Annotated in this window: 10 protein-coding genes and 1 pseudogene; 1 reads left to right on the top strand and 10 read right to left on the bottom strand. The window is 69.0% G+C overall.

The features are described from left to right. Positions 1 to 3: 3 nt before the first annotated feature. The 8 genes and pseudogenes from AKJ08_RS19710 to AKJ08_RS05905 all read right to left on the bottom strand — a co-directional run bounded on the left by AKJ08_RS19710 (position 4) and on the right by AKJ08_RS05905 (position 7,950). Positions 4 to 558, bottom strand: coding sequence for a class I SAM-dependent RNA methyltransferase (locus AKJ08_RS19710; RefSeq protein WP_240475487.1), 555 nt, complete (start codon positions 556 to 558; stop codon positions 4 to 6). Between the two features lie 722 nt (positions 559 to 1,280). Beyond that, a pseudogene (locus AKJ08_RS20750) lies at positions 1,281 to 1,430 on the bottom strand (TRAM domain-containing protein); the annotation flags it as partial. Positions 1,431 to 1,532: 102 nt separating this feature from the next. Beyond that, a complete protein-coding gene (locus tag AKJ08_RS05930) occupies positions 1,533 to 2,189 on the bottom strand; it encodes a CoA transferase subunit B (protein WP_050725217.1) in 657 nt (218 codons plus the stop codon). 42 nt (positions 2,190 to 2,231) lie between these two features. Next, positions 2,232 to 2,930, bottom strand: coding sequence for a CoA transferase subunit A (locus tag AKJ08_RS05925; protein WP_050725216.1), 699 nt, complete (start codon positions 2,928 to 2,930; stop codon positions 2,232 to 2,234). Between the two features lie 117 nt (positions 2,931 to 3,047). Then, the gene (locus AKJ08_RS05920; RefSeq protein ID WP_050725215.1) at positions 3,048 to 4,232 is read right to left on the bottom strand and encodes an acetyl-CoA C-acetyltransferase; all 1,185 of its coding nucleotides are present in this window, start codon (positions 4,230 to 4,232) and stop codon (positions 3,048 to 3,050) included. A 146-nt stretch (positions 4,233 to 4,378) separates the two neighbouring features. Then, a complete protein-coding gene (gene mnmA, locus AKJ08_RS05915) occupies positions 4,379 to 5,458 on the bottom strand; it encodes a tRNA 2-thiouridine(34) synthase MnmA (RefSeq protein WP_050725214.1) in 1,080 nt (359 codons plus the stop codon). Positions 5,459 to 5,624: 166 nt separating this feature from the next. Continuing rightward, positions 5,625 to 6,971 carry a CCA tRNA nucleotidyltransferase gene (locus tag AKJ08_RS05910; RefSeq protein WP_050725213.1) on the bottom strand — a complete coding sequence of 449 codons (1,347 nt, stop codon included), beginning with the start codon at positions 6,969 to 6,971 and terminating at the stop codon, positions 5,625 to 5,627. A gap of 106 nt (positions 6,972 to 7,077) precedes the next feature. Beyond that, complete coding sequence (locus tag AKJ08_RS05905) at positions 7,078 to 7,950, bottom strand: EamA family transporter (RefSeq protein ID WP_050725212.1); 873 nt, start codon at positions 7,948 to 7,950, stop codon at positions 7,078 to 7,080. Between the two features lie 157 nt (positions 7,951 to 8,107). Between AKJ08_RS05905 and AKJ08_RS05900 the strand changes: the two genes are divergently transcribed. Beyond that, complete coding sequence (locus AKJ08_RS05900) at positions 8,108 to 9,523, top strand: sensor histidine kinase (protein WP_050725211.1); 1,416 nt, start codon at positions 8,108 to 8,110, stop codon at positions 9,521 to 9,523. A 13-nt stretch (positions 9,524 to 9,536) separates the two neighbouring features. Here AKJ08_RS05900 and AKJ08_RS05895 read toward each other — a convergent pair whose 3' ends face one another. Together AKJ08_RS05895 and AKJ08_RS20745 are read right to left on the bottom strand one after the other, a co-directional pair. Beyond that, entirely contained in the window at positions 9,537 to 10,493 is a 957-nt protein-coding gene (locus AKJ08_RS05895; protein WP_240475486.1) for a polysaccharide deacetylase family protein, read from the bottom strand. A gap of 176 nt (positions 10,494 to 10,669) precedes the next feature. Further along, positions 10,670 to 11,638, bottom strand: a complete 969-nt coding sequence (locus AKJ08_RS20745; protein ID WP_338062184.1) for an acyl-CoA dehydrogenase family protein — start codon at positions 11,636 to 11,638, stop codon at positions 10,670 to 10,672. Positions 11,639 to 11,648: the final 10 nt, after the last annotated feature.

Raw genomic sequence — 11,648 nt, 5'->3', positions numbered from 1 at the left:
AGGTCAGCTCCTCTGGCGCTCGAGGATGACGACACCCTCCACGTGAAAGGTCTGGGGGAACATGTCGACCGGGCAGCTGAGGATCGGCCGGTAGCCCACGCCGCGCAAGTCCCGGAGATCCCGGGCCAGGGTCGCAGGGTCGCAGCTCACGTACGCGATTCGCCGCGGCTCGAGGCGAGCGAGCGCGGAAGCGAGGCCCTTTGCGCCGGCGCGGGGCGGGTCGAGCAGCACCAGGTCGAAGCGGCGCCCTTCCCTCGCGAAGCCCTCCGTCACCCGGGTCGCATCGCCGGCGATGAAGCGGATCGCGCCGGGGGACGCTTCCGCGGAAACGCGGGCAGCGCCTTCAATTCCGGTTTCCGGCGTTTCCGCAGAAACGCGGGCGGCGCCACTCCGGCGCAAGAACGTTTCCGCGGAAACGCGCGCCAGGTCGAGGGAGACGCCTTCGGACTCCACCGCCGTGACCTTCGCACCGCGAGTGGCCATCGCGAACGTGAAATTGCCCGCGCCACAGAAGAGCTCGAGGAGCTCGTCTCCAGGCTCGATCCCGAGACCCTCCACGGCGGTGGCGACCAATCGCTCGTTCGCCGAGGCGTTCGCCTGCGCGAAGACGTCCGGGCGCCCGAGGAGCTGAACTCCGGGCGCGAGCGGCGCCGGTCTCGCGACCCGCGGATCTCCGCCGATCCTCGGCGACGGTCGCCGCGCACCAGGAGGCGGACGCCTTCCCCCACCGGCGCGCCCGCCGCGGGAAGCACCACCACACCCCGAAGGCCCTCGATCGAGAGGAGCTCCCCTGCCCGCTCGCCCCACGACGGAGGCGCTTCGGTCGTGGGCTCCAGCGCGGCGGCGCCGGAGCCGTCTTCGCCTACGCAGATCTCCACCGCCGAGAGATGTTTGATCGGTCTCGCGCGGAGGTGCGCCGCGACTCGTAGCGCCAGGGCCTCGAGCTCCGGAACGAGGAGGTGGCACTCGCGAAGGGCTTCCAGCTCGTGGGTGCCACGTCGAAGGTGACCCAGCTCCCCCTTCGAGAAGTTGAGCCTGCAGCGGATGCGATAGCGAAACGCCAGCGGCGAAGCGACGATCGGCCGCGCGTCCTCGATGGCGTCGCGGGGGCAGTCACCCAACCGCGCGAGCGCCTCGTAGAACGCCTGCTCCTTGGCGCGGAGCTGAGCCTCCCCCGAGAGCTGCTGGAGCTGGCACCCGCCGCACGCCGCGGCATGGGCGCATCGCGGCTCCACGCGATTCGCGCCCGCCTCGACGACGCGCGAGATCGTCCCACGCGCATGCTGCGCGCCGTCGGAGACGAGCTGCACGTCGACGAGATCGCCGGGCGCCGTCAGCGGGACGAAGATCCGCTTCCCCGACTCGAGGGTGCCGACGCCGTCGCCCCCGTGGGCGATGGACTCGATTCGGATCGTCGGAGGCGCGGCCATGAATTCCAGAACGCCCGGAGCGATCCGGGCCCATCCCGCCGGGCCGGGCCGACGCCCACTTCAAAAAAGCGGGCCTCGGCCGTCGAACGCCGGCGAGGTCGCCTACCGCACCATCGGCTTGATCTCGGGGGCGACGATCATCTTCGCCTCCGTGATCCGCTTCACGTCGTCCACCGTCAGGCCGTCCGCCAGCTCCCTCAGCAGCAGGCCGTCGGGCGTGACGTCGAAGAGCGCGTGGTCGGTGACGATGGTGTTCACGCAGCGCTTGCCGGTGATCGGGAGCCCGCACTCCTTCAGGACCTTGGACTTCCCGTCCCTGGAGACGTGCTCCATGGTGACGATCACGCGCTTCGCGCCGGAGACGAGGTCCATCGCGCCGCCCATCCCCTTGACCATCTTGCCGGGGATCATCCAGTTCGCGAGGTCACCGTTCTCGGAGACCTCCATCGCGCCCAGGATGGCGAGGTCGATGTGCCCGCCGCGGATCATCGCGAACGACTCGGACGAGTCGAAGTAGGCGGTGCCGGGGATCTCGGTGATCGTCTCCTTGCCGGCGTTGATGAGGTCGGGGTCCTCCTCGCCCGGATACGGATACGGGCCGATGCCCAGCATCCCGTTCTCGGACTGGAGGATCACCTCGATCCCCTGGGGAACGTAGTTGGCGACCAGCGTCGGCATGCCGATTCCGAGGTTCACGTAGAACCCGTCCTTCAGCTCCTTGGCCACGCGCTGGGCGATCTGCTCTCGGGTCAGAGGCATCTTGCACCTTCGAGGGTCGCGGGTCCCGCGCCCGGTAAATGGTCAGGCACGGGGCCGCGTGGTGCGGCGCTCGATCCACTTCTGGTAGCCGTGGCCCTGGATGATCCGATGGACGTAGATGGACGGGACGTGGATCTCGTCAGGCGAGAGCTGGCCGACCTCCACGATCTCCTCCGCCTCCACGATCGTCACCTCGGCCGCCTTGCACATCATCGGGCTGAAGTTGCGCGCGGTCTTGCGGAAGACGAGGTTGCCCCACTTGTCTGCCTTCCAGGCGCGCACGATGGCGAAGTCCGCCTTCAGCGGCATCTCCAGGAGGTACTCGCGGCCGTCGATTACGCGGGTCTCCTTGCCCTCCGCGATCTTGGTCCCCACGCCCGTCGGCGTGTAGAAGCCGCCGATCCCGGCGCCGCCGGCGCGGATCCGCTCGGCGAGGGTGCCCTGCGGGTTCAGCTCCACCTCGAGCTCACCCGAGAGGTACTGCCGCTCGAACTCCTTGTTCTCGCCCACGTACGAGGCCGTCATCTTCCGGATCTGCTTGGACTGCAGCAGGATCCCGAGGCCCAGGTCGGTGGTGCCGCAGTTGTTGGAGATGATCGAGATCCCCTTCACGCCCTTGCGGTGGATCGCCTCGATCAGGTTCTCGGGGTTGCCGCACAGACCGAAGCCGCCCGACATCAGGGTGATCCCGTCGCGCATGTCGGCGACGGCGGTGTCGGCGCTCTCGTAGATCTTGTTCACGAAAACTCGCCTCCTCGGAGGATCCGAATGGGGATGACCGCTCCCGCTGTCGGGAGCGATCCAGGATAGCAGGCATGGGGGCCTCGAAGGCCCCCTGCGCAGGCGCGTCGACCTAGCTCAGCGCTCGACGATGAGGGCGATGCCCTCGCCGCCGCCGATGCAGAGGCTCGCGAGGCCGCGCTTCTTGTCCATGTCCTTCATGGCGTAGAGCAGCGTGACCAGGACGCGGGTGCCGGACGAGCCGATGGGGTGGCCCAGGCAGACGGCGCCGCCGCGGACGTTCACGTTCGAGCTGTCGAGGCCGAGGATCTGGTTGTTCGCGATGGACACCACCGCGAAGGCCTCGTTGATCTCGTAGAGGTCGATGTCCGTGGTCTTCAGCTTGGCCCGGTCGAGCGCGTTGCGGATCGAGTCCGCCGGCGCGATCGTGAACTCCTCGGGCTTACGGGCGGCGTGGCCGTAGGACACGATCTTGCCGAGGATCGTGCGGCCTTCCTTCTCGGCGCGCTCCTTCGACATCAGGACCACCGCCGCGGCGCCGTCGTTGATCGACGAGGCGTTGGCGGCGGTGACCGTGCCGTCCTTCTGGAACACCGGCTTCAGCGTGGGGATCTTGTCGGGGCGCGCGCCCTTCGGGCCCTCGTCCTCACTCACCACCGTGACGTCGCCGCGCTTGCCCTTCACCTCGACCGGGACGATCTCGGCGTTGAAGGCGCCCGACTTCTGGGCCTCCACTGCGCGGCGGGTCGACTCGATGGCGTACTCGTCCTGGGCCGCCCGCGGGATGTCCTGGGTCTTGGCGCAGACCTCGGCGGCGATGCCCATGTGGAAGTCGCCGTACACGTCCCAGAGGCCGTCCTTGATCATCGCGTCGACGAGCTTGACGTCGCCCATCCGGGCGCCCGTGCGCTCCGTGTAGGAGAGGTACGGCGCGTTCGACATCGACTCCATGCCGCCGGCGACCACCACCTCGGCGTCGCCGAGCATGATCGCGCGAGCGCCCTGCACCACCGCCTCGAGGCCCGAGCCGCAGACCTTGTTCAGCGTCACTGCGGGGGTCAGCTCCGGGATCCCGGCGAAGATGGCGGCCTGGCGAGCGGGGGCCTGGCCGACGCCCGCCTGGAGGACGTTGCCCATGATCACGTGCCCGACCGACTCGGGCTTCACGCCCGCGCGCTCCAAGGCCGCCTTGATCGCCACCGCGCCGAGCTTCGGCGCCGTCATCGACGAAAGCGAGCCGAGGAACGCACCAATCGGCGTGCGCGCCGCACCGACGATCACCACTTCGCGCTTGTCCGCCATCACGTCACTCCATGGGTCCATCGGGACCGGAAATTTGCGTTCAGATAGCCAGCCGAAGCGGGCCGGGTCAAGCCGTTCGGCGCCCCGGCGGCTCGGGCGTTCGATACGCGAAGCGCACGGGCGTTTCAGCCTCGACCGGCCGCGCTCTACGACCGCTCGATCGCGCCGCCGCCCACGACCTCGTCGCCGCGGTAAAGCACCGCCGACTGGCCTGGGGCGGGAGAGCGGATCGGCTCGAGGGCGTGGACGACGAAGCCCTCACCCGAGGCGCGGACGGTGCAAGCGCTCCCGGTATGACGATGTCTCACACGCACCGTGAGCGTCTCGTCTTCCGCAGGGGGGTGGCCCGCGATCCAGGCTGCCTTTGCCACCCGGAAGGTGGTCTTCTCCAGTTCGGCAGCCGGGCCGACGACGATCTCGTTCGAGGCCGGCCGCAGCTCGCTAACGTAGATCGGGAGCTTGTGGCCCGCGGGACCCAGGGCGGCGGACGGCAGGCCCTTTCGCTGCCCAACCGTGTAGGCGTGGAGGCCGTCGTGCTCGCCGATGATCTCGCCATCGCGGGTGACGATCGGCCCGGGCGCCAGCGAGCGGCCGAGCTTGGCAGCGCCGCGCTCCACGAAGCCGGCGGTGTCGCCGTCGGGGATGAAGCAGATGTCCTGGGACTCGGGCTTGTCGGCAGTGCGGAGACCGGCGCGCCGCGCAATGTCCCGGGTCTGCGCCTTGGTGAGTCCGCCGACCGGGAAGACGAGGTCGTTCAGCTCGTCCTGGCCGAGATCGTAGAGGAAGTAGCTCTGATCCCGGGCCGCATCCACGCCTCGGAGGAGCCTTCGCGGCCCCTCCCCTTCGATCCGCGCGTAGTGGCCGGTGGCGAGGCGGGCGCCGAGGGAGCGGGCCTTCGCCAGCAGGTGGCCGAACTTCACCTCGCGGTTGCACGCGGTGCAGGGGATCGGCGTCTCGCCGTCCAGATAGGAGGCGACGAAGGGCCGCACCACCGTGCGGTCGAAGAGCTCGGTGGCCTCGAAGACGTAGAACGGGATCCCGAGGGTCTCCGCGACCGACCTGGCGTCGTCGAGGTCGTCGGGCGAGCAGCAGCGACCGGGCGCGCTGGGCCGATCCGAGCGGCTGAGCCGCAGGGAGACCCCGATCACCTCGTGCCCCTGCTCGTGCAGGAGCGCGGCAGCCGCGGATGAATCGACCCCGCCCGACATGGCCACGACGACTCGCATCGGCGACCTCAATACCTTCGAGCCTGCGAATTGCCCACAGCTTTTCCACGGCTGGGGAATTTCGAAAATTGCCGAATCCGCCGGGAAACGGCGTGGAACGCGGCCTTCGACCCCGATTCGGCATCGGGGATCTGTGGAAAACCTCTGACCGGGCAGCCACTCACCATCAGCCTTCCGGCCGATGGTCCTTCCACCAAGATGCGAGGATCGCCTGGAGCTCCTCCCGCGTGTTCCGCTCCGGGCTCTCGATCACCTCGTTGAGAAGGTGGTCGAGAGCGGCCCCAATGACGGGAGACGGCGGGATCGATAGCGCCTCGATCACATCGCGGCCGCCGATGGCCAGATCGCGGGTGGTGAGCGCCGGGCGGGAGGCGAGCAGCCCGCGGACCCGGTCTTCGAGGGCGCGGAGGTTGTCGAGGCCTTCTTCGACGGCGACGGCCCTGCCGAGCAGGTCCGCCTTCCGAACGGCGATCAGGTCGTCGAAGTTCTCCTCGCCTACCCTCGCGAGCATCCGCCGCACGGCGCCGTCGCTCCATGCCTCGGAGTAGACGAACTGGTGCTCGCGGACGAGCAGCGAGACCTTCGCCGAGAGCCGGTTGGAGAAGCGCAGCCTCTCGCAGATCGCCCGGGCGCGATCCGCCCCACTGACCTCGTGGCTGTAGAAGGTGGTCTCGCCTTCGACCTTCGCGGAAGGGGCCGCCGTGGTCGGCTTGTCGACGTCGTGGAGGAGCGTCGCGAGCCGGACCGCCAGCTTCGGGTCGGCCTCGTTCACCGCGTGGAGCACATGATGATACACGTCGTATCTGTGCCAGCGGTTCTGCCTCATGCCGAGGCCCTCGAGGAGCTCCGGGAGGATCAAGGCCAGGAGGCCGGTGCGGCGGAGGAGCTCCATCCCATAGCGGGGATGGTCGCCGACCAGGAGCTTCGAGAGCTCGTCCCGGATCCGCTCCGGCGCCACCTTTTTGAAGGCCTGGAGGTGCGCCGGGATCGCGCGGCGGGTCTTCCGCTCGATCCGGAAGCCCATGCGGCTCGCGAACCGGCAGGCGCGCATCACCCGCAGCGGATCATCGCCGAACCGGTCGTGGGCCTCGCCCACTGCCCGGATCAGCCGATTGGAGAGGTCCGCCCGGCCGCCGTGGAGGTCGAGGAAACGGCCCTCGAGCGGATCGAAGGCCATGGCGTTCACGGTGAAGTCGCGCCTGGCGAGATCCTCCTCGATCACCGGCGCGTCGCCCCGGTAGGTCGTGACCTCATACGAGGCACCGTCGTGGAGCACCGTCACCGTGCCGTGAGCGATGCCCGTGGGGATCACGCGGGCAAAAAGCGCCGCGACCCTCTCCGCCGGGGCGTCCGTGGCCAGATCGAGCTCGCTGGGGGCGATGCCACAGAGAAGGTCGCGAACGGCGCCGCCCACGACGAAGGCCTCGTGGCCATGGTTGCGCAGGGTCTGGAGCACGGCGACCAGCGAGCCGGGCGGTTCGTAGGCGGCAAGCTGGGATGGAAGCGCGGGCATCAACCTAGCGTAGAGCCCTCCCGGACCGTCTTCCAGGCCATCCGCCAACGCTGCGCAAATTCGCGCGAGCGGGCCATGGATGCACGGGACGGCCCCGCGTCCCGAATCAGGCCCCGGCAGGCTCCGCCTTCGGCCGCGCCGCGAGCGCCGCGCCGGCCGACGCGCCGCTGATGCAGGCCATGGCGATCCAGTGCTGCGGCTCCAGCTGCTCGCCGAGGAAGACCAGGCCCACCAGCGTGGCGATCAAGGGCTCGAGGCTCATTAGGATGCCGAAGGTGCGGCTTGGCAGCGCCTTGAGCGCAAACATCTCCAGGCTGTAGGGAAGCGCGCTCGAGAGGATCGCGACGACGAGGCCCAGGCCGGCGATCCCGGGAGTCATCCTCGCCACCGTGCCTCCGGCCAGGGCGAACGGCAAGACCACCGCGGTCGCGACCAGCATGCCCGCCGTGACGCTCTCACCTTCCGAGAGCAGCCGGGACAAACGGCCGCCGGCGACGATGTAGACCGCCCAGCAGCCGCCCGCGACGAGCGCGAGCGCGACCCCCACCGGATCGAGGGAGCCCTCCGTCGCCTGCCAGGGCGCGATCAGCACGATCCCAACGCCCGCGAGCGCCGCCCAGAGGAAGTCCGTGGCCCTGCGCGAGCCGAAGAGCGCCACGCCTAGGGGCCCGACGAACTCGAGCGTCACCGCCAGGCCCAGAGGGATCCGGTTGAGCGCCTCGTAGAAGGTGAGGTTCATGCCGCCCAGGGCGAGGCCGTAGGGGATCACCGCCTTCCACCCTGCCCGGCCCAATCGCCAGAGCGCGGGCCGGAAGACCGCCAGCAGCACAACCGACGCGAAGAGGAGCCGCAAGCCCGAGGCGCCTGCGGGCCCCAGGGCTGGAAAGAGCTCCTTGGCCAGGGCAGCGCCCCCTTGGACGCTGGCGGCGGAGATCAGGAGCAACGGGATCGGCGGAATCGGAAGGGGTTTGCGGCTCATCGCGGGCGGAAGCTAACCGGGGGGCCCCGATCGCGTCCAGGCGGACGAGCGCGGATGGAGGGGACGCCTATTTCCGAGGCCGAGCGCACGCATCTCGGGCGCCTTTTCGACCAGGCAAGGTGGTTCCCGGCAGCGCGGCGACCCACCTTCACGCCGCATGCGCCGATCGCCGAGCCTCCGAAACGCCTACCTGATCCTCGGGGCCGGCTTCTCCTGCCTGGCGCTCCTGCTGACCGCCGCGCTCGTGATCTCGGTGGTCTGGCTGGCGGAGCTATCCGCGAACCTGCGTCGGACCATCGGCGGGGATCGAGCCGCAATGGAAATCGAATTCCAGCTCATCCGGGCCGGCCGATCGCACCAGATCTTCAGGGAGACGGGGGATCCGAGGTGGAAGCAAGACGCGGACGAGTCCGAGGCCCGGCTCGTCGAGGAGCTGGACCGCGCTCGCAGCCTCCCCAAGAGTCCCGAGGCCGCAGAAGCCTTCGCCCGACTCGACGCCACGGTGGAGGCGCTTCGGCGCAACGTGCTGGATGCCCCTCCCGGGCAAGGAGTCGCCCGCCGCCGGGACTTTCTCGTCGCGGACGCCGACGCCAAAAACTATCTGGACGTCATCGAGGCGAATGCCGACACCACTCTCGACCATGCAGAGGCCTGGAGTCGGATCGCCATCATCCTCGCCGCGTTCACGGTCCTCGTCGTCTTCCTGAGCCTTGCGCTCGTGACCTTGTTCGCTCGGCGCGTGATCTACTACCCCATCGTCCGCCTTCGCCATGGACTGGAGGGACACGCGAGGGATCAGAGCATTCGGGTTCCCGAGGCCGGCCCGATCGAGGTCCAGGCGATCGGCGCCGACGTGAACCGCCTCTTCGACCGGCTCGCCGCCCAGCGGGACCACCAGCTCACCTTCCTCGCGAGCGTGGCCCACGACCTCCGGAACCCGATGACCGCCCTGCGTACCTCGGCGCAGCTCGCCGAGCGCCGGGCGGAGACCGATGGCCAGCGGCGGCAAGCCGAGCGGCTGATGCGGCAGATCGATCGGATGAACCGGCTCGTGGAGGACCTCCTCGACGTCAGCCGGATCGAGGCCGGACGCTTCGAGCTCGACTTCGCGACGACGGACCTGCGCGAGGTTGTCCGGGACACCTGCGACCTCTACGAGGAGGTCTCCGAGATCCACGAGGTCCGCTGCTCAGTCCCGGATCGGCCGGTCTGCGTGTCCGCCGACGCCACGAGAATCTCGCAGGTGCTCGGCAACCTCGTCTCCAACGCGATCAAGTACTCGCCCGAAGGAGGCCCGGTCGACGTCCGGCTCATGACCACCGACCGCTGGGCCATCCTCGAGGTGGAGGATCGGGGTCTGGGAATACCGGAAGAGGATCGGGCCGCCGTCTTCGAGGCGTTCCGCCGCAGCAAGGCCGCCGAGGAAGGGATCCCCGGAGTGGGTCTCGGGCTCTCCGTGGCGCTGCGCCTGGTGCGCGCCCACCACGGAGAGATCGAGGTCGAGAGCGACGTCGGCGTGGGCTCGACCTTCCGCGTGCGCTTGCCTCTCGCGGATGCAGAGGCAAGCGCCTGAGGCTCCCGTTCGCTCAGCCAGCTTCCGCGACCAGCTCCGGAATCGACGGAACCATGATCGTGGAGGGCTCACCCAACAGCCCTGTCCGGCGTACCATCTCTCGTGCCCGATCCATCAAGACGTGATCGACGCTGCCGTCCAGACATGCCTTCGTGAAGGAAAAGGGATGATGACTTTCCCAGGCATGGCGAAGCAGGAAACGAGGCGTCACGCCCGGGACGTTGAGCCCTCGATGACACGAATACACACGGGGGCAATGGGCTTGCAAGAAGTCGATCGCTTCGTCCGATACGTTCTCGGGCTGCCCGAACGAGGTAGCGAAATCGAGACAAGGCTCTCCCGTGAGCTCGGATACCGCGTCGAGCGAATTCAGGATCTCGTACCCGAAGTCTTCCCCCTCCACCATCGAGCCCAGGTCGCGATGTGAATAGTTGTGCGCACCAATCCGGTGACCCATCGACATCATCTCACGAACCTGGGTCGACGAGAGCCCCCGCAGCCAGTGACGCGAGAGCATCGGGAACGCGCGCACGCCGCGCCTGTCGTGGAACTCGAGGAACTCCTCCAGGGTCCGATCGACCAGGGAGGGAACGATGAAGAACGTCGCCCGGATACCCTCTCTCGCCAGCCACTCGGCGGCCTGGAAGTTGCTCTCAAAGCCGTCGTCGAACGTCAGGAGGACGCGTTCCTCGGCACCGTAGGGCCATTCCCCCTGGAACAATGCATCGGCGTCGGCAGGGGTCGCGAGGGCGAGGTTCCTGCGGCACCAGTCGACGATGCGCGCGAGCTCGCGCATGTGGGCGGGGGCGGTCTCGTGGAATGTCAGGACCCGCAGTCCCCCAGCCCCCCGATAGAGCTCCTCCTTGTTCCGACGGGCACGACCCGCCGCGGTACAGTACTGCGCTCCCGCCCACCTTTTCGCCGTCGCCAGCGCACCCTGTACCGCTGAACGACTTTTGGTCATCAGCATCGCCACCCCCGGATCCACGAACCCTCGAACCTATCCGACCGACGGTTTCGCGAACAGCCGGAGGGGCTATGGTGCCGGGCCCCTCGAGGGGCGGAAACGCATATGACTCGACATTGGCTCCTCATCTCCGTCGTCCGCCCTCTCCGTGAGCGCCGCTCGCTCGGGAACGCGCGCCATCACCTCCGCCGTTCAACGTGGGCGATGTGCATGCCGTGCGCATCTCCTCCGCTCCGGATGAGAGCCCCGTCGCCGACCAGCGCGCGTGACTCGTCCAGCGCGTGCAGGTCGACGATCAGGTCTACCCCGTTGCGAGCGACGCGCCGCGCCGCCGCGATTCCGCGGGGATCGCCCTTGGCCTCCAGGAGCCACGCGCCGTGCTCGACGAGCCGCGCGAGCTCCATCGCCCTGCCCAGGGTCAGCGCGAGGCGGCGCGCCCCCGCTTCGGTGGCATCGCGCCCTTCGGCGAGAGCGGCTTCGAGCCAGCGCCCCGCGTGGGCGACGGCGTCGAGGGCGACCTTTGCCTCGCGTGCGGCGTCCGCCGATTCGGCCTTTTCGAGACAATGTCGGATTTCGGATTCGAACGCCTGAAAGGCGCCACTCCCCTGCCCCAATACTCGCAACACGTCCAGCGAGAGGACGTTGGTCGTTCCTTCCCAGATCGAGAGAACCTGGGCGTCGCGGAGCAGGCGCGGCAGGCCCGTGTCCTCCACGTAGCCCGCGCCGCCGAAGCTCTCGAGGGCCTCGCTCGCGGTGGCGACCGCCTGACGCGCCGTGGTCAGCTTCGCGATCGGGGTCAGCAGGCGCCCGAGCCGAACCTCGTGATCGTCGGCCACGCCGGCCTCCTCCCGGCCGAGGAGCTCGACGACCCGAAAGGCCAGGAGGAACGCGCCCATCTGCTCCGCCTGGAGGCCTGCGAGGGTATCGACGTGGAGCGCCTTCTCCGACAGGGGCGCGCCGAAGACGACGCGCTTGCGGGCGTAGTCCAGCGAGAGCGCGATGGCCCGCCGCATCCCGGCGACGGAGCAGACCGCGTTCCAGGTCCGGGTCACGTTCAGCATCGGGCCCATCTTCTTGATGCCGTCGTCGAGACCCGCGACGGGGATCGCGAGCGCTCCGTCGAGGGTCAGCTCCGCCGTCGGGAGCATGCGCGTGCCG

This window comes from Vulgatibacter incomptus, assembly GCF_001263175.1.
GTDB classification, from domain to species: Bacteria; Myxococcota; Myxococcia; order Myxococcales; family Vulgatibacteraceae; genus Vulgatibacter; species Vulgatibacter incomptus.
This window is presented reverse-complemented; position numbering and strand designations above follow the sequence as displayed.

Excerpts from the sequence above, each read along its gene's own strand:
- AKJ08_RS05930 (WP_050725217.1), bottom strand. The coding sequence starts at position 2,189 with ATGCCTCTGACCCGAGAGCAGATCGCCCAGCGCGTGGCCAAGGAGCTG.
- AKJ08_RS05920 (WP_050725215.1), bottom strand. The coding sequence starts at position 4,232 with ATGGCGGACAAGCGCGAAGTGGTGATCGTCGGTGCGGCGCGCACGCCG.
- mnmA (WP_050725214.1), bottom strand. The coding sequence starts at position 5,458 with ATGCGAGTCGTCGTGGCCATGTCGGGCGGGGTCGATTCATCCGCGGCT.
- AKJ08_RS05910 (WP_050725213.1), bottom strand. The coding sequence starts at position 6,971 with ATGCCCGCGCTTCCATCCCAGCTTGCCGCCTACGAACCGCCCGGCTCG.
- AKJ08_RS05905 (WP_050725212.1), bottom strand. The coding sequence starts at position 7,950 with ATGAGCCGCAAACCCCTTCCGATTCCGCCGATCCCGTTGCTCCTGATC.
- AKJ08_RS05900 (WP_050725211.1), top strand. The coding sequence starts at position 8,108 with ATGCGCCGATCGCCGAGCCTCCGAAACGCCTACCTGATCCTCGGGGCC.
- AKJ08_RS05895 (WP_240475486.1), bottom strand. The coding sequence starts at position 10,493 with ATGCTGATGACCAAAAGTCGTTCAGCGGTACAGGGTGCGCTGGCGACG.
- AKJ08_RS20745 (WP_338062184.1), bottom strand. The coding sequence starts at position 11,638 with ATGCTCCCGACGGCGGAGCTGACCCTCGACGGAGCGCTCGCGATCCCC.